The organism is Epilithonimonas lactis (assembly GCF_900110605.1).
Lineage (GTDB): Bacteria > Bacteroidota > Bacteroidia > Flavobacteriales > Weeksellaceae > Epilithonimonas > Epilithonimonas lactis.
Map to the genome: position 1 here is coordinate 176299 of NZ_FOFI01000005.1, position 23671 is coordinate 199969.

The 23671-nt window shown below is 38.0% G+C and carries 24 protein-coding genes; 13 read left to right on the forward strand and 11 right to left on the reverse strand.

Features of this window, described 5'->3' with window-relative positions:
- Nucleotides 1-253: 253 nt before the first annotated feature.
- Complete coding sequence (locus BMW39_RS16600) at nucleotides 254-898, forward strand: response regulator transcription factor (protein WP_034978647.1); 645 nt, start codon at nucleotides 254-256, stop codon at nucleotides 896-898.
- A gap of 86 nt (nucleotides 899-984) precedes the next feature.
- Here BMW39_RS16600 and BMW39_RS16605 read toward each other — a convergent pair whose 3' ends face one another.
- From BMW39_RS16605 to BMW39_RS16630, 6 genes are all read right to left on the reverse strand, one after another.
- Nucleotides 985-2490, reverse strand: coding sequence for a carboxypeptidase-like regulatory domain-containing protein (locus BMW39_RS16605; protein WP_034978338.1), 1506 nt, complete (start codon nucleotides 2488-2490; stop codon nucleotides 985-987).
- Between the two features lie 11 nt (nucleotides 2491-2501).
- Entirely contained in the window at nucleotides 2502-3860 is a 1359-nt protein-coding gene (locus tag BMW39_RS16610) for a CsgG/HfaB family protein (protein WP_034978333.1), read from the reverse strand.
- 21 nt (nucleotides 3861-3881) lie between these two features.
- Nucleotides 3882-4295: a curli production assembly/transport component CsgF gene (locus tag BMW39_RS16615; RefSeq protein WP_034978332.1), complete on the reverse strand. Its 414-nt coding sequence runs from the start codon at nucleotides 4293-4295 to the stop codon at nucleotides 3882-3884.
- 13 nt (nucleotides 4296-4308) lie between these two features.
- Complete coding sequence (gene csgH / locus BMW39_RS16620) at nucleotides 4309-5040, reverse strand: curli-like amyloid fiber formation chaperone CsgH (RefSeq protein WP_034978330.1); 732 nt, start codon at nucleotides 5038-5040, stop codon at nucleotides 4309-4311.
- Between the two features lie 11 nt (nucleotides 5041-5051).
- Nucleotides 5052-5459: a hypothetical protein gene (locus BMW39_RS16625; RefSeq protein WP_074719368.1), complete on the reverse strand. Its 408-nt coding sequence runs from the start codon at nucleotides 5457-5459 to the stop codon at nucleotides 5052-5054.
- A 160-nt stretch (nucleotides 5460-5619) separates the two neighbouring features.
- Complete coding sequence (locus tag BMW39_RS16630; RefSeq protein WP_034978327.1) at nucleotides 5620-6438, reverse strand: hypothetical protein; 819 nt, start codon at nucleotides 6436-6438, stop codon at nucleotides 5620-5622.
- 564 nt (nucleotides 6439-7002) lie between these two features.
- Here BMW39_RS16630 and BMW39_RS16635 point away from each other — a divergent pair.
- The 3 genes from BMW39_RS16635 (at nucleotide 7003) to BMW39_RS16645 (ending at nucleotide 9184) form a co-directional block, all read left to right on the forward strand.
- The gene (locus BMW39_RS16635; protein ID WP_034978324.1) at nucleotides 7003-7554 is read left to right on the forward strand and encodes a hypothetical protein; all 552 of its coding nucleotides are present in this window, start codon (nucleotides 7003-7005) and stop codon (nucleotides 7552-7554) included.
- 27 nt (nucleotides 7555-7581) lie between these two features.
- The gene (locus BMW39_RS16640; protein WP_034978321.1) at nucleotides 7582-8103 is read left to right on the forward strand and encodes an STM3941 family protein; all 522 of its coding nucleotides are present in this window, start codon (nucleotides 7582-7584) and stop codon (nucleotides 8101-8103) included.
- Between the two features lie 79 nt (nucleotides 8104-8182).
- Complete coding sequence (locus BMW39_RS16645) at nucleotides 8183-9184, forward strand: SDR family oxidoreductase (RefSeq protein WP_034978318.1); 1002 nt, start codon at nucleotides 8183-8185, stop codon at nucleotides 9182-9184.
- 409 nt (nucleotides 9185-9593) lie between these two features.
- Here BMW39_RS16645 and BMW39_RS16655 read toward each other — a convergent pair whose 3' ends face one another.
- Nucleotides 9594-10628: an acyl-CoA reductase gene (locus BMW39_RS16655; RefSeq protein WP_034978312.1), complete on the reverse strand. Its 1035-nt coding sequence runs from the start codon at nucleotides 10626-10628 to the stop codon at nucleotides 9594-9596.
- A 49-nt stretch (nucleotides 10629-10677) separates the two neighbouring features.
- Between BMW39_RS16655 and BMW39_RS16660 the strand changes: the two genes are divergently transcribed.
- The 6 genes from BMW39_RS16660 (at nucleotide 10678) to BMW39_RS16685 (ending at nucleotide 17501) form a co-directional block, all read left to right on the forward strand.
- Nucleotides 10678-11028 (forward strand): 4Fe-4S binding protein, encoded by a 351-nt coding sequence (locus tag BMW39_RS16660; RefSeq protein WP_034970704.1) that lies wholly within the window; start codon nucleotides 10678-10680, stop codon nucleotides 11026-11028.
- A gap of 93 nt (nucleotides 11029-11121) precedes the next feature.
- Nucleotides 11122-12177, forward strand: a complete 1056-nt coding sequence (gene serC, locus BMW39_RS16665; RefSeq protein ID WP_034978310.1) for a 3-phosphoserine/phosphohydroxythreonine transaminase — start codon at nucleotides 11122-11124, stop codon at nucleotides 12175-12177.
- A gap of 160 nt (nucleotides 12178-12337) precedes the next feature.
- Complete coding sequence (locus tag BMW39_RS16670) at nucleotides 12338-13294, forward strand: D-2-hydroxyacid dehydrogenase (protein ID WP_034978308.1); 957 nt, start codon at nucleotides 12338-12340, stop codon at nucleotides 13292-13294.
- 2 nt (nucleotides 13295-13296) lie between these two features.
- The gene (locus BMW39_RS16675) at nucleotides 13297-14538 is read left to right on the forward strand and encodes a DUF1015 domain-containing protein (protein ID WP_034978305.1); all 1242 of its coding nucleotides are present in this window, start codon (nucleotides 13297-13299) and stop codon (nucleotides 14536-14538) included.
- A gap of 241 nt (nucleotides 14539-14779) precedes the next feature.
- Entirely contained in the window at nucleotides 14780-16984 is a 2205-nt protein-coding gene (locus tag BMW39_RS16680) for an ATP-binding protein (RefSeq protein ID WP_034978303.1), read from the forward strand.
- Nucleotides 16965-17501 (forward strand): biliverdin-producing heme oxygenase, encoded by a 537-nt coding sequence (locus BMW39_RS16685; protein WP_034978300.1) that lies wholly within the window; start codon nucleotides 16965-16967, stop codon nucleotides 17499-17501. The genes BMW39_RS16680 and BMW39_RS16685 overlap by 20 nt, the downstream gene beginning before the upstream one ends.
- A 77-nt stretch (nucleotides 17502-17578) precedes the next feature.
- Here the strand turns inward: BMW39_RS16685 and BMW39_RS16690 are convergent, their stop codons facing one another.
- From BMW39_RS16690 to BMW39_RS16700, 3 genes are all read right to left on the reverse strand, one after another.
- On the reverse strand, nucleotides 17579-18676 hold the full coding sequence (locus tag BMW39_RS16690; protein ID WP_034978297.1) for a peptidylprolyl isomerase: 1098 nt from the start codon (nucleotides 18674-18676) through the stop codon (nucleotides 17579-17581).
- A gap of 18 nt (nucleotides 18677-18694) precedes the next feature.
- Nucleotides 18695-19261, reverse strand: coding sequence for an FKBP-type peptidyl-prolyl cis-trans isomerase (locus tag BMW39_RS16695; RefSeq protein WP_245750499.1), 567 nt, complete (start codon nucleotides 19259-19261; stop codon nucleotides 18695-18697).
- 91 nt (nucleotides 19262-19352) lie between these two features.
- Complete coding sequence (locus BMW39_RS16700) at nucleotides 19353-20423, reverse strand: branched-chain amino acid aminotransferase (RefSeq protein ID WP_034978294.1); 1071 nt, start codon at nucleotides 20421-20423, stop codon at nucleotides 19353-19355.
- Nucleotides 20424-20506: 83 nt separating this feature from the next.
- Between BMW39_RS16700 and mnmD the strand changes: the two genes are divergently transcribed.
- Both mnmD and BMW39_RS16710 read left to right on the forward strand, forming a co-directional pair.
- On the forward strand, nucleotides 20507-21181 hold the full coding sequence (gene mnmD / locus BMW39_RS16705; RefSeq protein ID WP_034978291.1) for a tRNA (5-methylaminomethyl-2-thiouridine)(34)-methyltransferase MnmD: 675 nt from the start codon (nucleotides 20507-20509) through the stop codon (nucleotides 21179-21181).
- Nucleotides 21182-21214: 33 nt separating this feature from the next.
- Nucleotides 21215-21631, forward strand: a complete 417-nt coding sequence (locus tag BMW39_RS16710) for an NUDIX domain-containing protein (RefSeq protein WP_034978289.1) — start codon at nucleotides 21215-21217, stop codon at nucleotides 21629-21631.
- Nucleotides 21632-21678: 47 nt separating this feature from the next.
- Here BMW39_RS16710 and BMW39_RS16715 read toward each other — a convergent pair whose 3' ends face one another.
- Nucleotides 21679-22749 (reverse strand): glycosyltransferase, encoded by a 1071-nt coding sequence (locus BMW39_RS16715; protein WP_034978286.1) that lies wholly within the window; start codon nucleotides 22747-22749, stop codon nucleotides 21679-21681.
- Between the two features lie 162 nt (nucleotides 22750-22911).
- On the opposite strand from BMW39_RS16715, the gene BMW39_RS16720 reads away from it, so the two are divergent.
- Nucleotides 22912-23649: a hypothetical protein gene (locus BMW39_RS16720; RefSeq protein WP_034978283.1), complete on the forward strand. Its 738-nt coding sequence runs from the start codon at nucleotides 22912-22914 to the stop codon at nucleotides 23647-23649.
- The last annotated feature ends 22 nt before the right edge of the window (nucleotides 23650-23671 follow it).

A 23671-nucleotide genomic window follows, 5' to 3' on the forward strand; every position in this document is an offset into this window, starting at 1 on the left:
AAAATGAATTATTTAAAAAAAGAATTAATAAAATATCAATTAAGTAATCATATTAAATTTTGATTGAAATATGAATAAAAATAAGCGATTATAAAAACCATTTTAATTGTAATTAATTTCATTATTTATCAATTTAATTAGATTTAATTACGATTATCACAACATATAACGAATATTTTTACAAAATAATTTTATATTTCAGTTATTTTTTACTAAATTTGAGTATAACCATCCTTAATAAAAACAAATGCCAATGAAACCAAATTTAATCATCTTTGATGAGCCCGTGTTCTATACAGAAGGGCTCTCCAAACTCCTCACTGAAAGCCGAATCTTCGATGTTGTGAACATTTGCAACAATCAAGAAACGCTTGCTGACCACCTCAACTTTCAACCTCCAGAATTTCTGATGCTAGGATCAAACTCGATTGCTCTTACCGAAATGTACAAATTGGTGCAAGAACTGGTAAGTCAACATAAAAATATCAAGATCATCGTTATCGGAAATTTTTATGAAGTGGGCGATATTCGGAAGTTGTTTGAGAAAGGAATCAAAAGTTACCTGGACAGAACCTGTGGATACAACGAATTTGTAAAATCCATTGCAGCGCTCAGTTCCAGCCTTGTTTACATCTGCGATTCCGCAAAAGAGAGAATGATGGATTTCCTAAGTCACAAGCAGGTCCATCAAAGACATCAGATAGAATGTCTCACAAAAAGGGAAACGGAAGTTTTGAAACTGATTTGTGATGGACTGAGCAGCAAAAAAATATGCGAAAAGCTCTTCATCAGCATCAATACTGTAGAGACTCACCGCAAAAAGATCCTTATGAAATTAAATGTGAAAAATTCCGCAGGTGTCGTAAAATATGCCATGGAAAATCACATGATCAGTTAAAACCTTTCATAAAAAAAAAAGAATTTCAAAAACCTTTGAGCCGGCCATGAAATTCTTTCCTACCACAAAAAATTGCAATATATTTTTTATTCGAAATCCGGCATTTCTGCATTCTCGAACATCACTGTTCTTTCCAGGTCGGAACCTGTACCGCTAAGGTCAATCGCCATCACATTTTTCTGTGAAATCCCATCATTGGAAGTATTAGTGAAAATGATCTGAGCATTGTTCGGTGAGAATCTTGGATCTAGATCATTGGTCCCATTTACCTTTTCACTTTCGACAGAAATATCGCGTACTGAATTATCCATCAAATTATAGATGAAGATATGGGAATCCAACTGTCGGTAATTGCCATCCTGATAACCAGAAACATCATGGGCGTAGACCAAATAGTTACCATCAACGGAAAAATCCAGACCGCCTGTTCCGCCCGCAACTCCCGTCAATATAGTTTTCAAAGTCGCACCTAGCATATCGATGATGTAGATCTTCGTATTATAACCATTAAAATCATTGGTTTTGAGAGCGATCTTGCTACCATCGTAACTCCAGTCGCATTCGGAGATCAGACTTCCGTCGGGCGTTGTGTAGATCAACTCCTGCCCGCTTCCATCTTTATTGATTCTGTAAAGCTTATCAAAATTGGCATATATGAGTTCTTTACCATTGGTTTTCCACGCAAAATCCAATTCGTAATTGTTGAATCCAGAAAGCGGAACCGTGGTCACTTTGAAAACATCAGAACCATCTGGTTTGGCTGTAAAAATATGGGTGTTACCGCCTTCTGTTCTTAGAAAAGCGATGAGTCCTGCATTGTTGCTTTTTCTTGGTCGCCAGTTGTTGTGAGACGATGTTGTGAACTGAAAATTGACACCCGCGTCATCACTGGATACGATGTATAAATTACCAGCTTGTTTTCTCACATAATGAAATCTATTTGCAGGAACCTTATTCGTGGTAAATTTATTCACCGCACTGAAAACCTCTGGATGGATTTCATCCGCAACAGCCACTTGCCAGAAATAACTCACGCCAAATTTCAGATCCTTCAAAGTGTAATGATTTTCCTTAAGGTCCTTAACTTCCAAAATATCGGTATTAAGATTATTTTTCACGATCAATCGATATTTCAGAACATCCAAGCTGTCCGGGTCGGTAGCATTCCAAGTCAGCTCCACAGATAGCGGTTGGTTTTCTGAATTATCTGTAGGACTGATGAGATTTGGAACCGTGGGAGCAGAATTCAGGGATTCATCATCTTCCATTTCAAAAACGATGGTGACCAGTTGACTTTGATCTTGCATATTGACACTCAAAAAATTTGCGAGATAGCCAGAAAGTTCAGCTTTCACAGAGTAATTGCCAATCGGCATCTCAGATATTTCAAATGTTCCATCTACCGCGCTGAAAATCGTTTGAGTGGTTGGCGTAGTAAAGATCTTCACATTTGCCAAAGGTTCATTGGTTCCGCGTTTCACTACTTTGCCTTTTAATATTCCGGTTTGTGTTTGTTCTACCAATTCCTCGTTACAGGAAATCAGAAAAATGGAAAAGACAAGCAGTACTGTGATTTTTATAATTGTTTTCATGATCGTAGTTTTTAGTTTCCGATGTAAATATTGATTCCCAATCCAATACGAATCGCGTGATCATCATTGTTACCATGTACAAATCCGTCCCAGCTGTCTTTAAAGCCAATATCATATTGAGATGATAGTCGGACAGCAATATTCTTATCAATGAGATATTCCAGTCCGCCACCAAATTGCGCTTTGTAATAATTGGAACTGTTGAAGAACATCGTTCCGCCACCAGCATAGATGAACGGGGAAAATTTAAAATTGGGAAGGATGAGATATTCCAGATTGACCTCCGAGACAATAAATGTCCTCTTAATGATATTTTCATTTTCTACAGTCAAAACTCCAGCATTGAGTTCTATGTTCACGTGATCATTCAAAAAATATTTGAAGCCGGCTTTTGCACCGAAATTAGCTTTTGGATTTACGTAATCGCCTTTGATCTGCTGACCTTCCAGATTTGCAAAAAGTGCGAATTTTCCCCGATCGTGATTGGGATATTTGTTTCCAAGAATCCTTTTGTCATTATCTTTTTCTTCAATGGTGTAATTGTCGATTAAATTTTTATAACCAGCAGGATCAGCTGCCTTTTTCCCCCAAATATTATCACGAATTCCCTCAACAATCAATGATTTCACTGCTTTTTCTATGGCCTCGGTAACCGCCAGTTGGACAGGTTCATTTTGAGTGTAACCGACCTCAGCTTCCATCAATCTTTCGGTATCGATATATCTGAAGAAATTTCCATTGACACTGGTGGAAAGTATTGTTTTTGAAGTATAGACCGTCTTCAGAATTTCGCCATTCAAAGTAGAAACCGCCCGCAGATAGATTGTGATACGATCTTGTCTGTACTGCGTTGAAGCACCGATGCCAAAATATCTTGCACCCATTCCGCCTGTCATCACATTGCTGTCGTAAGAGATGACACCACCTTCCAAAAGAATTCCTGCATACAACAATGGTGGCAAAGCTGGCGCAGATTTATCATTATCTTTTATATATTCTTGTCTGGTAGAGCGAATGATCTGTCTTTCATTGAGGAGATTGGCAATGTTCTCTCTTTCTATCGGAACAAACCATTTGCTGTCTTCCAAAGCTTTGATAAGAATTGTTGTCGTTCCTTGAGGAACCGCCGTACTCCAGTTATTACCATTTTCAGATGGTTTGTACTGCCCGGTTTGGTCGCGAAATTTGTACACACCAATCACGATCTTTTCTTTCGGCGGCGGCAGACTTTCTAGCTCTTTGGTGGAAGATGTGATCTCGCCCATCGTTGATTTCTCTTTATTCGATGGTAAATTAAATATAGAGCTGCAACTTTGAAGGAATGACAATAACAGCACATAGAAAAATCTATGATCAATTTTAGTTTTCATGAGCTTGGTTTTTAGTTTTGTTTATTTCGGGATCACAATCTCCGACTGCTGCCCGTTGCTTGTATCCAAAATATTGATGAGCAATCCTTGAGACGACTGCGTGATCTCCAAATAAAGAGAACCAAACATATAATTCCCAGGTTGCAGTTTTCCATCTCCAAATTGGTCTTCAAATAATTTTTGAGACAATTGACTCAGAATCTGCCTGTTGAGACTATCGGTAAAGCTATCCATAGAATCGAGGCCATCCAGCAGGCTGTTGAAAGCGCTTTTGTCATCATCAAATTGATTCTGCGCATTAGCGGAACTCAGAAGCCATTGATAATTGAACGTGTCACCACCAAATGCCGGATTGATAGGCTTATAAACTAATTGTTGAGACTTTAAAGACAAGTTTCCCAACATCGCGAATAGTAATAAAAATAAGGTTTTCATGGCTGTGTCTTTTTTAATACAAGAATTCGTTTTTGATCAGATTTCGTTTGGCATTGTAATCCTTGATGTAGCGGAAGGTCATAGCCAGCTGTTCTTTTTGATAATCCTCATTTGGATTGGTCATGAAGCTGTAGATCTGTTTATCTTCTATAATGATGTTGATCTGGCCATTGGTCCCTCGGGAAGGAAGTTCCGAAATTGTGATTGTAAAGTTGCTCTTCTCTGGCAACTGGCTGTACTGCAGATAGAATGCATCATAAAAATCCTTTCCTACTTTACTTTTGGTCTCATCGATCGTAAGCCCTCTCAGTTCGAATGATTCCTCTTCTTCTACTTTACTGAGCTTCTTTCGGAAAGAATTATGATTGATTTCCAGACTGTCCTTTGAAACTAATTTGTGCGTCTGCTCATCACGGATATAGAGAAAGGTCTTGAGAGCATCTTTATCAGAGATATTGACGCTCATCTCTGACAGTTTTTTGGTCTCGTTAGGATTCAGGGAAAATTTTCCGCTCTGTTTGTTATTAGAAAGATTACCGCCATTCCCTTTTTTGATAGAAACCAGCAGATAATTGAGTTCCTGATAGGTTCCAGAATTATTGGTTGCCATTGCACTCATTTTGAGTTGGCCTTCTGTGTCTTTGGTTTCTATTTTCGCAACAACCTTCTTCTCATCCTGACCTTTGACCTTCAGAACTGGAAAAAACATGGTCGCTAAAATCAATAGAATATATAGTTGTTTCATTTTTTCAGATTTTAATAGTTTCTCATGAAGATGGTCATGTTGTCACCTTTGATGTTCATTTTCATATTTTCAGAGATGCTGTTGCTGCCTGTGATGTCTATGATATTGTTGTGACCTTGTGTCGTGATGGTGTTCTTCACTTCTATGTCGGTGAAAGAATTGACGTAGAAAAGCTTGTTATGATCTCCAATTTGACTTAGTGACACGCTTGTTTTTTCATTAATGAAAAGTTGTGCGCTGTTATGATTTCCAATCTGGACCGTGGATGTGTATGTACCGATATCAGGATTTTGACCAGCTATGATATCCATTATATTAGCACTGTTGATCTGTCCCCAATCGACTTGTTGCGATCTGATGTTCGAAGAAAAAAAAATCAGAATCAGAAAAGGTAATATGTAAACTAAATTTCTCATCATTTTTTTTATAAAAGTAATTGAATGTTGGTAGAGATAAAACACCGTTAATAGTTACTGAGAGAAAATCACGGTTTTCCGTGAGTTACAATATTTGTAGAAAAAAAATAGGAGAAACCGAAGTTTCTCCTATCCACTTTCAAGGTTAAAAAACTTGTATTGATTAGTTAGACTGGGTCACAACCAAAGAATTATTATTACCAACTTGTAAGCCTGCATGGAAGTGAGAATCTCCACTTTGAGCAACCATTGTGTAATTGTTGTTACCAATTTGGCCATCCATAGCAATGTTATCATCACCAGTTTGATATTGACCCAATTCGTTTCCATTACCAATCTGTAATCCCATAGCCGTGTTGTCGTCTCCAGTTTGATGAGAGTCGGCGTCATTGTTATTACCAGCTTGTAGGTGTGTAGCACTGTTATCGTCTCCATCTTGCAATTGGTGGATGTAGTTGTCAGATCCTACTTGTACAGCAGTTGCTTCATTTCTTCTACCAATTTGGTCTTGATAGATCTCATTGTCAGAACCTACTTGCAAGGCGGTAGCTACATTTCTATTACCATTTTGATCTTGGCTGATGTAGTTATCAGAACCCCATTGTGTTGCAGAAGCTTCATTTCTATTACCAGTTTGAAGTTGCTCTACCTCATTGAGAAAACCAACTTGTAAAGTGGACGCTTCATTTCTATTACCATATTGGCTGGTTGTATTGGAATTTCCAATTCCCCACTGATCTACATCTATAGAGTTACGATTTCCCATGCTTAAGGCAACGTTGGTGTTCGCCCAACCTACTTGGTCGATATCTGCATCGTTGCGATTACCGTCTTGTAACAAGGCGTTGAAGTTCAAGATTCCTGTCTGATCAACTGTTGCAGTGTTCAGATTTCCAATTTGTGCACTTAGATCGATGTTGGATTGTGCAAATGAGAAGCTCATGGTCATTAGTGCAAAAGCACCAAAAATAAATTTTTTCATAATACTAATTTTTATTGGTTAATAATAGAACAAATGTATCATGAAGACCCATGCAAAAAACCATCATAAAAGTGTAATTTTCAAAAATCACGGTTTGTAGTGATTTGATTTTCACCTAATAAAGAATCACATACACTTCAAGTATTTTTTGTCGCGCACAATTATGCTTGGCAGTTTTAATCTAATAATATCAGCGAAATTATCATGACTAAATAGATGTCACAAACATTTATCAAAGAATTGAAAATTTCAACACAGCAATGAATTGCAATTGAAAATTTCAACATCAATATGACTATGCAATTCCGACTATAAGAACAAGAATTTTATTTTAATGCAAAAATGGTTGGCTTAGCATCGAAGAATGTCCAGAAATAAAGCATCGGAGAATGAAGTCTTTATAAAAAACTTGTTTCTACAACACTTCGAAGGTCTAAAGTTTGCTATCAAACCAGGCTTAATTGCAATGAGATCATCTCAATATTCATCGGCATTTTCATAGTAAAAATCCGAATCACAGCTATTAATTAAAATCAATCAGAAACTTTAAAAATCAATAAAATTATGCAAAACATAAGACAAACACTCACGCGCTTCAGCGCTCCAATATTAATTGCCGCATTCGCAATATCCGTTCAATCTTGCGCAGAGCCAGCTGACAAATTTTTCGCCACCGCCATTTTGAATACGAACACCATCAGTGATTTTGGAACGCCGATCTTGGCAAAACACATCAATGATGAAACGGTGGAATTTCCAGACATCCCATCCAGCAAGAAGAATGGCGATGAAGCAGGAAAACTCATCAGCAACAATATCTTGTACATGGAGAAGTCACTCAACGACATTAAAGCTCTGAATGCCACGTCGGACGATAGAAAGGCCATTAAAGAAAAATCTATCGCTTTGTATGAATTTGTGATCCCGGTCTATAAAAATGAGTACACCAACTATGCGAAACTCTGCGACAGCAAGGCTGACCAAGCACAGAAAGATGCATTGGCCAATTCGATTGAACAGAAATATGCAGCCAAGTTCGAAAAAATGTACATCGACCTCATGGAAACTGGGAAAGCCTTCGCTGACGAGAACAAACTAAATGTCGATTGGAAATAAAATCATTATTAATCAAATAAGTCTTAAATGGAATTTTACAGAGACAAAAAGAAATCAATGAACATGATCCTGATATGCGTAGGATTATTAGTGGTCTTCATCGGAATATTCCTTTACAGCATTGGCTTGTTCGATGGACAGGTGGGACCAAAATTAGCTGCTGTTGCGGGAATATTCAGCATCGTTTTAGCAGTTATTATTTTAAAAAAATTGTTTACACTTCGGGACACCTCACCGCTTGTGATAGTTAGCCTTGAAGGCATTATTTCCCAAACAACTGCCGTGAGCAAGGCCGCTGGTTTGATTCTTTGGAAAGACATTAGCGATGTCCATCTAGAAAAAGTGGGCGCTGATACATTGATCACGCTTACGGTTGAGAATCCGGAACGCTATCTTCCATTAATAAAAAAGAAATTATCCAGCATGTTCACCAATGGACTGGTTACGGAGGACGGAAATCTACCGATCAGCCTCACAGCGTCAGAACTTGATACAGATGCGCAGGAGCTCTATAATGTGATCACAAATTCCAGAAAAAAAGTTGGATGACCACCGTCTTGCCCAAGTTGGAATATGGATTGCTTAAGATAAAACTCAAATCAATTAATCACACCAAATCACAATTCATATGGACGATCAAATCACCAGAAGAGAAGCACTGGACAAATTAGTCAATATCATCACGCCAGAAGAATCTCTGGAAAGTCAAGAAAACGATCAAGAGGAAACTCTGAAGAACGAAGAAAATCCCCACTTACAGGACCCAACCACCAAGCATCCCAAACCACCATTCAACAAACAATTCCAGCCTTTTCCAGGATTGGCAGCTAAGATGGACCCTGTCCCAGATCATGGAGAGGAAAGCTATGTCGGTTCTGGAAGATTGACCGGCAGAAAAGCGCTCGTGACTGGAGGCGATTCCGGAATTGGCCGTGCAGCAGCAATTGCGTTTGCGAGAGAAGGTGCCGATGTGGCCATCAACTATTTGCCAGATGAAGAATCGGATGCTGCAGAAGTTATTGATCTGATCAAAAAAGCTGGCCGGAATGCAGTGGCCATTCCAGGTGATCTCCGTGACGAGGCCTTCTGTAACAGACTGGTCTCGGAAGCGGTAAGTCAACTTGGAGGATTGGATATCTTGGTCAATAATGCCGGGCATCAGAAAAGCAATCAATCCATTTTGGACATCAGCACAGAAGACTTTGACCGCACGATGAAGACCAATATCTACGCCCCATTCTGGATCACCAAAGCGGCTTTACCTCATTTGAAACCAGGCTCCAGCATCATTGGATTATCATCTGTACAAGCTTACGACCCTTCTGCAGACCTTTATGATTATGCACAGACAAAAGCGGCGACAACCAGCTACGTAAAATCTCTGGCAAAACAATTAGGACCAAAAGGCATCCGTGTAAATGGCGTTGCGCCTGGTCCAGTCTGGACGGCCTTGGAAGTGAGCGGCGGACAAACCCAGGAAAAGCTTGTAGAATTTGGTGGTGACACGCCTTTGGGAAGACCTGGACAACCTGCAGAACTAGCATCAATATTTGTACAGTTTGCAGACAACACTGGAAGCTTCGCAACCGGTCAGATCTATGGTTCTGCTGGCGGAAGTGGGCAACCGTAAAAAGAATTAATCTATTTTATGAATAAAAAGAGACCGTAATGTATGTTACGGTCTTTTTTTCTCTATTGTTTGTTAAATATCATCTTATTACTACGAATGAAAATACTGCTAAAGATATAACAGATACAACTGTGAAAATCAATGTAAGAAGTTTAAAAATATCTTTTTTTTCTGCTTTTAACACCGTTAATTTGCTAATAAGTAAAAATAAGCCGTATGAAAACATAATAGCGATAATGTCTATGATAATTTTATAAGCAATTTTTGCAATGATGATTTTCGTGTAATTTCTTTGTAAAGGATCGTTAGATAGTATAATAAAATTGACGCTGACGAAAATGAAAATACATATCGCAATAACAGCAGTAAAATATAGAAATGTGACGAAATTTTTCAACATTGTTTTAAATTAAATCACACTCAGAAAAGCCATCGTATCCACATCATCCGCATAGGTGTCCAAAGAAGGATTCTGCGTTTCCCCAAAACCAATAGATTCTAATCCCAACTCAGGTTTCGCAACAATTGCTTGAATCTCTTCTCTGTTATCTTCCACAAATTGTTTCGCTTCGTCCAAAGTTTCGTAACGTGAAAAATTGACCACCGATAACGGACTGAACAACTTCTCATCCTCTCTCAGCATCACAAAATTATTATCCCAGAATAAGTCTTGATTTAAAAGATAAACCGCACGATTGTAATCGTAATTGTTAGCGTATTTATTATGATTAATGACATCTTGATATTTAACAAAGTTTTCAAATAATCCGTCAACCTTCATATCTTTTGGAAGCAAAAGTTTGGTCACATTTCTGCAACCCAATCCGAAATATCTGAAAATATCATCCGCCAAAAGCTGAAGTTCTTCTACTGTTTCATCACCTTTCAAAACAGCGATGGATGTTCTATTTTTTCTAATAATACTCAAATGATTTTTGAAATAATACTCCAAGTATCTCGCCGTATTATTACTTCCGGTTGCAATCACCGCATCGAAGTTTTCAAGTCTATCAACAATTTCAAATTCAATCTCGTTATTTGAAAATTCTTTCCATAATTCTAATAGAAATGGCAACATCAATTTATCCTTCGAAGATAATTTGATGATAGGAATATGATTGCTCAAAACCACAGAGATGATATCGTGAAAACCTACAATCGGGATATTCCCGGCCAGAATCAGTCCTACCCTTTTTGGCGTATTTGATAATTCATATTTGGACAACCAGTTCTCAATATTTCCTTTTGTGAAAAGGCCTGCCCATTGTTTCAGATTATACCGTTGATTTTCTAAAGTAAACCAAGGATTTTCAATCTCAGAACGCTTCATCAGATAAGCCAATCGCTCTTCTTTCTCATTGTAATTTTCATCATCTTTTTGAATAAATTCGTTGATGAAATTTCCTAATTTTTCGAGTCCCAAAATTTTGTTTTCGTTCAGCATAGCTGGCTTTTTTTTTGTAATTTTGCACAAAATTAAAAATAAAATAGCAATGGCTATCAAGATAACTGATGAATGTATCAATTGTGGCGCTTGTGAACCGGAATGCCCGAACACCGCCATCTATGAAGGAGCAGTAGATTGGAAAGCATCCGAAGGCACAGAACTGAAAGGAATGGTGGTTCTATCATCCGGACTTTCTGTGAGTGCAGATGCCGCACAACAACCCGTTGCAGACGATTACTACTTCATTGTAACAGATAAATGTACAGAGTGCAAAGGCTTCCACGAGGAACCTCAGTGCGCCGCTGTTTGCCCGGTTGACTGTTGTGTTCCAGACGAAGACAATGTGGAGACCGAAGAACAACTTTTGGCGAAAAAAGCCTTCCTTCACAACGAGTAATAACTTGCTGATGACAATTGGCTATTAGCTTTTTGCTTTAAAAAAAGTTATTAAATCTAATTTCTAAACTCTAACTTCTAATTTCTATCAATAATGAAAAAACATAATTTCAGCGCAGGTCCAAGTATTTTACCACAGGAAGTTTTTCAGAAAGCTTCAGAAGCAATTCTTAATTTTAATGATTCAGGATTATCGCTTTTGGAAATTTCGCACAGAAGTAAAGATTTTGTTGCAGTAATGGACGAGGCTCGTGCTATCGTAAAAAGATTGATGAATCTGGGCGACGATTATGAAGTTTTGTATTTGCAAGGTGGCGCAAGTCTTCAGTTTTTGATGGTTCCTTACAACCTTCTTTCGGTTGACGGAAAAGCAGCTTACACCAACACAGGAACTTGGGCGGCAGGCGCAATCAAGGAAGCTAAGATGATTGGAAATGTAGATGTAGTGGCGACTTCCAAAGAAGCTAACTATTCATACATCCCGAAAGAATTCAAAGTAGGTTCGGAATATGATTATTTCCATTGTACATCCAACAACACGATTTTTGGAACGCAGATGAAGGAGTTTCCGAAAGTAGATACGCTTTTGGTTTGTGATATGTCATCTGATATTTTCAGTAGAGAATTGGATTTTTCTCAATTTGATTTGATTTATGCAGGTGCTCAGAAAAATATGGGTCCAGCAGGTGCAACTTTGGTTGTGGTGAAAAAATCGATTCTTGGAAAAACAGGAAGAACGATTCCAACTTATCTGGATTACGCTGTTCACATCGATAAAGAATCAATGTCCAACACACCTCCTGTTTTTGCAGTCTATGCGTCTTATCTGACATTAAAACATTTGGAAGATAACGGAGGAATTGCAGCTGCTGAAGCAAGAAATAACGCCAAAGCGAAATTGCTTTACGACGAGATTGACAGCAATCCAAATTTTCAAGGCGTTTCTGCCATCGAAGACCGTTCTTTTATGAATGTAACTTTCACTTTGACTGACGAATCCAAACAAGAAGCCTTTGATGCAGCTTGGAAAGCAGCAGGAATCAGCGGATTGAATGGCCACAGAAGTGTTGGCGGTTACAGAGCGAGCATCTACAACGCAATGCCGATTGAAAGCGTGCAGGTTTTGGTGGATGTGATGAAAAGTATTTAAGATTTTCTTATCATAAAATTAGAAACGTCTTCAATTTGTTTGAAGACGTTTTTTTGTTAATTGAATGTTAATTTGGGAAAATATCGTATCTTAGCACACCTTGAAATTTACCTCAAACATTTCAAGGAAACTCAATTATAAAAGCATTTTTGAATTAAACATGATTGTATTAGCCAATGATGGGATTTCCGAATCGGGAATTCAACTTTTGAAAGACGCCGATATCACGGTTTTGGAAAGCCGTGTTTCGCCAGAGCATCTCAGCAAATTCATTAATGAAAATAATGTGGATGTTCTGCTGGTAAGAAGCGCTACGCAGGTAAGACAAAATCTGATAGACGAATGTCCAAACCTCAAGATAGTTGGACGCGGCGGCATCGGGATGGATAATATTGATGTGGAATATGCCATTGATAAAGGGCTTTACATCATCAACACGCCAAAAGCTTCGTGCAAATCTGTTGCAGAACTCGTTTTTGCGCACTTCTTTTCATTAGCGAGATTTCTTCACGAGAGCAATCGATTGATGCCTTTGGAAGGTGAAACTCATTTCAATGCGCTTAAAAAATCCTTCAATAATGCTTCAGAACTTTCCGGGAAAACATTGGGTGTTGTCGGGATGGGAAACATCGGAATCGAGGTCATCAAGATTGGTATTTCTTTGGGAATGAAAATCTTAGCTTACAACAGAACTCCGAAAACAAGCAATATCGAAATCAGTTTCTTCGATGGACAAACCGTAAATTTCGAAATTAAATCAGTAACTTTAGATGAAGTTCTGGAACAGTCGGATTTCATAAGCCTCAATACGGGATTGACTGACGAATATCTAATTGACACCAATGAGTTTGCAAAGATGAAAGAGGGCGTGTTCATCGTCAATACTGCAAGAGGCGGCGTCATCAACGAAGTCTCTATGATCGATGCGATTGAAGATGGAAAATTAGCCGGAGCTGCACTTGATGTTTTCGAAAAAGAACCAGCACCAGAAGTTGAAATTCTTATGAATGCAGGAATGTCATTATCTCCACACGTTGGAGGAAACACGATTGATGCGCAAAACAGAATTGGGGAAGAATTAGCAATTCAAATTATTAAACTGAAAGACCAAATATAAATATGCCAGTATTTAAACCATTTAAAGGAATCAGACCGAACCACGATTTTGTGGATATTTTTCCGACCTATTCCTTGGATAATTTCACTCAGGAAGAGATCAACAAAAAGTCTCAGCAGGAGAACTCATATATTCAGATGATCAAACCTGCTGTCGTAAGCAAATCTAAAGATATTGACAGAAACTTCAGAAAGATCAGATCGAACTATGAAGAACTTCTTGAGGAGAAAAAACTGACGCAAGATGATTCTGCCTATTATTTATACGAGCAAACTTTGCCAGACAAAACAACTTTCCGAGGACTTCTTGGCCTTGTAAGCGTGGATGACTTCTGGGAGGGAAAGATCAAAAAACACGAATCTACGATAACAGAACGAAGAATGAAAATGGCGCATTACCTGGAGAAAGTCAACATCCAGGCAGAGCCAGTACTACTCACCTATCACGCAAATTCCAAAGTAGAATTGTTGATGACACATGAGCAGAAGAACGTTCCGATCATCAATTACAAAGATGAAAAAGGTGTTAAACACAAGATTTGGAAAATCGATAACCGATTGAAACTTCAGCAGTTCAAGGAAGTTCTTGATCCTATCGATTCTTTTTACATTGCGGATGGACACCACAGGATCGGATCCGTTGCAGAGTATGCGAAAAAGCAAAGAGATAAATACAAAAGGTCTCACGGAACAGAGCATTACAATTTTGTTTACAGCTTTATCGTTTCCAACCAATCTATCAAGATCAATGATTACAATCGCCTTTTGGATGACCTCAATGGTTTGTCTGAGGAAGAAATTCTTGAAAAACTGAAGGAAGATTTCCAAATCCACGATAAAGGAGAAGCAGCCTATTTTCCTTCTCAAAAATTCCACATCAGCATGTATTTGGGTGGCAGATTTTACAGTTTGCACGTGAAGCATAATATCCGTGAGGAACTTAAAAACGAAAATGACCTAGATCACCATTTGGTGGACAAATACATCTTCGAGAAGATCTTCGGGATCACCAACGCAAAACACACAGACAAGATCACTTACTTGAAAGGAACTTCCGATACACAAGGCATTACAGAAATCAAAGAAAAAGTAGATTCTGGAGAATACAAGGTTGGATTCGGGATCTATCCGATCAGCTTCAACGATCTTCTGAAGATCTCTGACAAGGAAATCAAAATGCCACCGAAATGTACTTTGATCGAGCCAAAACTGATCACAGCTTTGATGATGTATGACATGAAATAAATAAATTTACTCCCTTTATAAAAGACGTTGATGAAAATTGACGTCTTTTTTTATTTTCATTAAATAACTAAAAATTATACCTCATTTGCAATCAAATAGTTATACCTTTCATTCGCGAATTGTTTTGTTGTGGAAAAATCAACTAAAAAAAGATTTTTTATTTATATCTTTACATCATTAACATAAGTATATTTTTACTTTGGAACCAAAATGTATATCATCAAATAAGTAAGGAAAAAAAATGTATCCAAAGGAATATATTAATTGCGATCAGGAACCGATTCATATCTGTGGAGAAGTTCAAAAATATGGATATCTTTTAGGTGCGAAAGATTCAAAGATCACTTTTTACAGTGAGAATATTCTGGATCTATTTTCTCTGGATTCCCAATCGATAATAGGGAAAGATATCAAAGTTTTATTTGATGAATTTCAACTTGATATTAACTGGAATAATTTTTCTCATAATCAGGAACTTGCAATCCAGCATATCAATTTTAAAGAAGAACAATACACACTTTCCATACACACCAATGAAGGGTTTACTTTTTACGAGATCGAAAAGGTAATTCCCAATCACAAGATCAATCAGGAATATCAAGCGATTCAGAATATTCTCAAAATGTCCAATGATGAGAATATCTGGAAACTATTGTTGCAGGAAGTTCAAAACATTATCGATTTTGACCGAGCAATGATCTATCAATTTTTGTATGATGGCAGCGGCGAAGTGATCGAAGAATCGGTAAAACCCGGTTTGGACAGCTATCTTCATCTTCATTATCCAGAATCCGATATTCCAGCACAAGCAAGAGCACTTTACTTAAGAAATACTGTGAGAATTACCTCTCACGTTTCTGGCCAGACCTACCCTATTTTTGGTATTCAGAAAGAAAACATCGATTTGACCTACAGCGTTACACGATCTTCATCGCCTGTTCACCGCCAATATCTGAAAAATGCAGGTGTAGAATCCAGTTTCAGTACTTCGATCATTGTAAATGGCGTTTTGTGGGGAATGGTCGCGTGTCAAAATGCGGCACCCAAACACCTTGACCTACAATCCAGACTTTTGGTCGAAACGCTTACCAGAACTGCTGCAAACGCCTACGGTTCTTATCGGTCTCTGCAAACTTTAGAAGATTATCAAAAGAGTAATCTCAGTAATATTTCGCTTCGTCAAAATCTTTTGAGTGAAGAGAATTTTGCCGTGGCCTTGGAAAGTAATATCGAAGATATTATGAATACTTGTGCTGCGGAAGGCATGATCATCAAGATCAACAATGAGGTTCTGACGCACGGTAATGTTCCAAACCACTCTGACATAGAGAAGATCATCAATTGGAGCAAGGATAACAATCAGGATTTTGAAGAAAATATTTTTATCTCCAATACCTTTTGTCAAACCAGCGGTTTAGAATTAGACAATTCTGAAATCAGCTGTGGCATTATTATCAGCGTCTTAGGCAACAACACATCAGACATGCTGATCTGGCTGAGAAAAGAGCAAGGACAAAAAATAAAATGGGCTGGAAACCCAGAGAAGAAAACCGTCTCCGAAATAAAAGATGGCGTAGAGATCATCAAATTCTCTCCACGAAAATCTTTCGAAGTATGGAAACAGTACGTGAAAGATACGGCTCTACCTTGGAAGACCAGAGAGATAGAATCTGCAAAATGGATCACTTCTGTCATTCTGAAAGCTTCTCACACCAAATCTTCCCAGATCTTAGATCTCAACAATCAGTTGAAAGAACTAAATGAAGAATTGGACTCATTCTCATACACCATTTCTCACGATCTGAACACACCGCTGACCGTCATTAAACTAAATGCTCAGCTGATGAAAAGACTGCAACAACCAGATGAAAAATCTCAGAAATTTCTGGATACGATCATCGGCCAAGTAGATTCTATGAGCGACATGATCAAAAATGTGTTGGAACTGAGCAAGATCAAAAAATCTGAGATAGAACTTAAAAGAATAGAGATCGATCCACTAATCAATAAGTTGGCAGACGAATCTAAGATAAGTTTTGATTCGCCTCACACAGAAATCATCATCGAGAATACACCGGAAGTTTTGGGAGATCCAACGATGGTTTATCAAGTTTTTGGGAACGTGATTGGGAATGCGATCAAATATTCTTCAAGAGCTTCTAAGCCAACTGTAAAAATCATTGGTGAAGTTTATGAAAATGAGGTAACTTATAAGATATCTGACAACGGGATCGGCATTGATAAAGAAGATGCTGGCAAGATGTTCAAGATCTTCAGCAGGATGAGTAATGCAAAAGCGTTCCATGGTAATGGTGTTGGTCTTAGCATCGTTCATCACCTAATGGAAAAAATGGGTGGCGAGATCACTTATGAAAGCGAAAGTGGCATCGGAACGACCTTTATATTAAAATTTCAAAAACCTGACTATGATTTCAGTATTTCTTAAAGAACAAACCAAACAACAACACGACGATACAGAGGCAAAACTACAATCCCAAAAGATCTTTGATAAATCCTATACCCTGGATGATTACAAGACGCTTTTAATCCACAATTACAAACTGATCAGCAGATACGAACCTCAGATCCATGATCAACTTCAAAATTATCCAGAACTGAAGTTAGAATTAAGAAGCAAGATCGAAGCCCTTAAAACTGACCTTGACAACTTAAATATCAAAACCGAAAACGAAGTTCCCACACAAAACCTGGAAAACGAAGCTGAGGCCTTCGGCGCTCTTTACGTAATGGAAGGTTCAACACTGGGTGGAAATGTCATCGCAAAACAATTGAAAAGAAATCCGGAATTCGAGAATGTAGAGTTCAATTACTTCGGAGTTTATGGCGAGAATACTGGACCATATTGGCAGGAATTCAAATCCATTATTGATGAAAAAATTACCGAAGAACATTACGATGCTTGCGTAGCTGGTGCGAAGAAAGCTTACCAATTACTTTCATAAAAGATTTTAAACTATAAATAAAAAGGAGTGAAAAATTAATTTCACTCCTTTTTTATTTTGTTTGATAAGACCTGGAATTATCCACCGATCTTAACCAATTCTACGTCAAAGATCAACCAAGAGTTTGGTGGGATCACACCGCCTGCTCCTCTTTCTCCGTAACCTAAAGCTGGTGGAATCAATAATGTTGCAGTTTCTCCTTCTTTCAATAGAAGAATTCCCTCGTCCCAACCTTTGATCACCTGACCAACACCGATTGGAATATCGATTGGCGCATTTCTTTTGAAAGAGTTATCAAACTCCTCACCGTTGATCAACTTTCCTGCATAATGTACAGCAACTGTTTGACCAGGCGTAGGCGTAGCACCAGTGGTAGTTTTAGTGATTTTATAGTAAAGACCAGAAGGCGTAGATTGCATTCCAGCTTTCATATCGTTGACCAATTTTTCCTGGTTCGCAGCGAACTCAGCCAATTTCTTAGCTTTCTCCTCTTCCGCTTTTGCCAGATATGCTCTGTTTTTTTCTTCAATCTTAGCTTTACCTTCAGAGAAGATCTTCGCTGCATCGTAATGTTTGTAAGCATCACCTTTTCCAAACACTGCAACTTTTGTCAAAACAACGTCTGTTTTAGGTTTGTCTTGAGGTCCTTTTTCTACGTTTGCGATAGAATCGATAGTTGCTTCTCCACCTACCACTTTTCCGAAGATCGTATGTTTTCCGTCCAACCAAGGCGTTGCGATCTCTGTAATGAAGAACTGAGAACCGTTGGTATTTGGTCCAGAATTCGCCATAGAAAGGATTCCTTTTCCTGTGTGTTGAAGGTCATTTCTCTCGTCAGCAAATTTGTATCCAGGATCTCCCATTCCAGTTCCTTGTGGGTCTCCACCTTGGATCATAAAATCTTTGATCACTCTGTGGAAGATGGTACCATCGTAGAAAGGTTCCCCTTTTTTCTTAGCTTTGTTCTCGATCTTACCTTCCGCAAGTCCAACAAAATTGGCAACGGTTACCGGAGATTTCTCGTCCTCGAATTTTACCAAGATCTCTCCTTTGCTTGTTACAAAATTTCCATAAAGCCCGTCTGGCAGACTTTTATAAACTTCTTTGTCTATTTCCAATGTTTTACAATTTAATAGTGTTAATAATGTTATAGAAAGTGCTATAATTTTTTTCATTTTTAATATAGTCGTTAGTTATAATACTTTTACTTTGATGATGAGAGGCATATCGTTGCTGATCTTCTTACCATCGCCATAAGTTCCATACGCCAAAACAGAAGGCACCAGGATTTCTGCTTCCTCTCCTTTTTTAAGATAACGAATGACATCTTCTACCGCATCCATCTCTTTGAAATGACCAAATTCCACATCGGTATTTTGAATGGATGAATCATACAACTTGGTTCTGTCAAAATCGTAGATATCATATTGGTAAGAAACTTTTTCGCCATTGTTTTTGCGAGCTTGCTTCTCCAGACCTTCTATGTTTACCCAATAGTTCATTCCCATCGGATAATATTTGATTTCTTGTGACTTGATCCAGTCTTGGATCTGGGTCCTCTCGAGATTATTGAGGTCTTTGGTTCTGTTTTTGGAAACTTCCATCTCGCTTGCAGACAGATATTGCTCACCTTGTATAGGTGTAGGATTTTGCTTTGCGCAGGATGCAACGATAGCGAATGATGCGATGTAGATCAGTTTCGTCATAATAGAATCGTTTTTCTGAAAGATAAAATAATTGATCTGGAAAAACTTTGGCAAAATTAAGAATTTTCAAAGACTTAATTGTTATTAAAACAAAAACCGGAAGATAATTTCCGGTTTTGCTTTTCAATTTACTTTTTATTTAATTCTATACACTGTATACATTTTCTTCCACCAATACTCTCCATCCAAAAGGATCCTCTGCATTGTTGGTCTGGATATTCACAAGGTCATTCTTAAGTTGTGCTGCAAAACTCTCTTCATCAGAAAGTCTAGGCAACTCAAGATGCTCACCTTGATAACCCAACGCTTCGAAGATACTTGTTACCACAGCAGTTCCAACGCCCCAAACCTCTTTCAAAGTTCCGTTTCTTTGTGCCTCGATCACGTCTGTCACCTTCACATTTCCTACTACTACTTCAATTCCTCTTCTTTCAGCAAGTTTCAGGAAGCTATCTCTAGTAATTCCATCCAAAATTTTATCAGAAGTTTTCGGTGTGTAGATCGTATCGTTGATTCTAACAAAGACATTCATCGTTCCACTTTCCTCAAAGTACTCGTGGGAACAATCGTCTGTCCAAATGATCTGATCATAACCTTCCTCTATCGCCAATTGCGTTGGATAGAAGGAAGCTGCATAGTTTCCAGCTGCCTTCGCTGCACCTACACCGCCACTAGCCGCTCTGGAATAATGGTCTGATATCTTCACAGAAACTGGAGCTGTATAATAACTTTTTGCAGGCGTTGCCACAATGGCAAACATGTATTTTTCGGAGATCCTAGCTTTCAATGCTTCTTCTGTTGCGAACAAAAGCGGCCTGATGTACAAAGACATTCCTTCGCCTTGCGGAATCCATTCTCTATCGATATCTACCAAAGCTTTCAAGCCACCAAGGAACATTTCTTCGGAAATCTCAGGAATAGCCAATCTTTTTGCGGATTTGTTAATGCGTTCAAAGTTCTTTTCTGGACGGAAAAGGAACACTTGCCCATCATTATCCTTATAAGCCTTCATTCCCTCAAAACACGCTTGTCCGTAATTGACCCCCATCATCGCAGGGGTAAATCCGATTGGACCATAAGGAATCAACTGTAGATCCCCCCATTTTCCGTTCTCGTATTCGCAGATTATCATATGATCGATAAAAGTGTTTCCGAAAGAGAAATCGCTTGGATCAAATGTTGAAATTCTTGGGTTGGTAGATTTTTGAATTATCATTTTTTAATTTTTTGTTGAGGTATTACAAATATATAATAAATATTTAATAATAAAAATTTATGTTAAATTTGTAAAAAATTAAGGTGAAAAGAGAATTAGTTACCACAAAAGACGGAAGCAAAACACTGCTAATCAATGGATTAGAAGAAACATACCATTCCAAACATGGCGCCTTACAGGAAGCCAATCATGTATTTATCGATAATGGACTTAATTTGATAAATGATCATGATATTAATATTTTAGAACTCGGTTTTGGAACAGGTCTTAACGTTTTGGTAACAATTGATGCATATTTGAAAAATAATAGAGATTACAAAATCAATTATTTTGGAATCGAAAAATATCCGATTTTTTTTGAAGAAGCCTCAGAACTTTCGTATTCCGAATTATTTTCGAACAATTTTGTCAAAGATTTGTCATTGAAAATCCATGAGTTAGATTGGGAAATATCAAATGAATTGACAACGAATTTTCATCTAAGTAAGATCAAGAAAGATTTTTTCGCATTAAAAGAGACCGAATTACCACCAATCAACCTAGTCTATTTTGATTGTTTTGGCGCCAGAGTCCAGCCTGACCTGTGGGAAATGGAATTGCTTGAGATTGTCGCTTCAAAAATGTCATCCGGAGGTTTGCTGACCACCTACTCTTCAAAGGGAAGTGTGCGAAGGAATCTAATCGAACTAGGTTTCAAAGTTGAAAAAAAACAAGGACCACCGGGAAAAAGAGAGATGATGATTGCCTGGAAAAAATAATTTTGCCTAATTTAGACACACCAAATCCCAGCTATGATAGATAAGATCAATATTCGGGTTTACGCCCTTTGTATTAAAGATAATAAGATCCTTGCCTTGCACGAGGAATATGCAGGAGATTTCCTCATCAAATTGCCAGGCGGCGGATTAGAATTCGGAGAAAGTACAATCGAATGTTTGAAACGTGAGTTCCAGGAAGAGTTGAATCTTGACATCAATATCAAAGAACATTTTTACACCCAAGATGATTTCCTTGTTTCTAGATTTCGTGACAATGAACAATTAATCACAATCTACTATCTCGCAGAAATCCTTAATGAGGAAGATCAATTGATATTGGATCCTTGCATCGAAAAGACCGAATGGTTTCCTTTGGATGGCGAAAATCCTTTCCCACTACCGATTGACAAACGCGTTTTTGATCTAGCAAAAGAAAAATTCCTGAAGTAACTTTCAGGAATTTTTTATTAGTTTAATATTAGGCTCATCATTAACAACTATAAGTTCCAAAGAAGCTCCTCGTATTTTTTCATAATAATATCTTTGGAAAAACGTGATTTTATGGAGGTTTTGATATCTTCTCGACTGCTATTCCTGTGAACGGCGTGCTTTATCTTTTCTGCAAAATCATCATAGTTCTCAATATTCGCAATTTCACCATTGATCCGATCGATGATGATCTCATCTATTCCGCCAGGACAATTGTTGGCCAACGCATAAATACCACAAGTTCCCGCTTCCAAAAGTACATTAGGAAAACCTTCATATCTCGACGAAAGAACGAAAAGATCCGCAAACTTTAGATATTGATACGGATTGTTTTTTCTTCCGTGAAAGATCACGTGGTCCAGACCCAGCATCTCTTTCATCTGCAAAAGCATTTCTTTATCCCTTCCATCACCGAGAATATGCAGCAGAATATTCTGATTTTTGAGTCGTGAAAAAACCTTCAAAAGATTATCAAAACCTTTTCTAGCAGACAGATTTCCTATTGCTACAACATGTTTGTATTGCGGCGAAAACTCTGTGGGTCTTTCAGACTGCTTCAATTTTTCTTCAATGAAATCGATATCTACAGGATTATTTATCTTGATCAATTTCTGCTTTCTGATTCCAAAATTATTGATCAGATCTGCTTCCATATCATTGCTTTGTGCGATGATGCGGTCATAATTATTATAAAATTTATAGAAAAATCTGATCTCTTTTCGCGTCACATGTTGGGAAACAACATTCGTTTCTCTGGCTATAAATTTTGTTTTAGGAAATAGCTTGATGAATAATGATAAATAAGCATTCACCTCTCCAAATCCAGAAAAGACAATGTCTGGTTTTCGGCGTTTGATCTCCAGAAGTATCGGCTTCAAAGAATGTCTGATCCTAGGCGTTTGAATATCGATGATCTCCACATCAGGTCTCAAAAAATCGAGATACGCACCTACTTTCCTCAATAGTAAAATGGAAGGAAAAAATCTGTCTCTTGGAAGATGGTTCGCAATCGTTGTGATGATGCGTTCTGCACCACCCGTTTCCAGATCTGGCAATATGAAAATAATGGATTTTTTCATTACTCAAAATTATGGAAATTTTAATAATAAACCTCCAGAACAAATACTTTCTGGAAATCACAAACGCAACGCATCATTGGTCTATTAAAATCGTCGTTCGTCGATTTGTCATTTTTATCCTGACACTAGCAGAATATCTTTGAACCATAAAATAAAGATATTATGAAAGTTAAATTTTTTCTATGCCTGCTTTCCGCAGCGACCTTAGTTTTAAATTGTAAAAGTGATGACGACGAAGTCATTGAACCACAACCAGAAGCCTTCACTTTTAGCGCATCTGCTGGGATGAGTACAGGAAACAAATCGGTAGCTGGAACAATTGCTCCTGGAGGATACAATTGGAGTGAAGTGAAAACCCCTCAATCCACTTGGGGACTGAATGGAACCATCACCGACCGTATGCTTGCAGATGATTTTCAAATACCAGCCGGCGAAAAATGGAAAATTGAGAACATCTATTTCTATGCCTACCAAACGGGGTTTTCGGGAACAACATTTCCTGTAAGTGAATTATATTTTGAGATCTATTCTTCTGACCCAGCTGTTGCAGGCGCTGTGAAAGTCTATGGAGACATTACCACCAACCGATATGTCACTGCAGAAGAAACGAAGTATTACAGAATATTGCAAGGTCAGCCTGACAACACAACACGAAAAATCTATAAAATGAAGACCCAAGCCACAGACCTGAATCTCACACCAGGAACGTATTGGATCAAATGGGGATCTAAAACATCTTCTGGAACTCACTTCTATCCGCAATTGCCACACGATGGTTCAAAGTTCAATAATGCACAACAATTTGTAGTGGCTACTTCCACCTGGACCGACCTGGACGATGGCGGACAACGGGTAAGTCTTCCATTTGAGATCACAGGAACCAAACTTCCCAATCCATAAGAGTATCTCAAATTTTTCAATC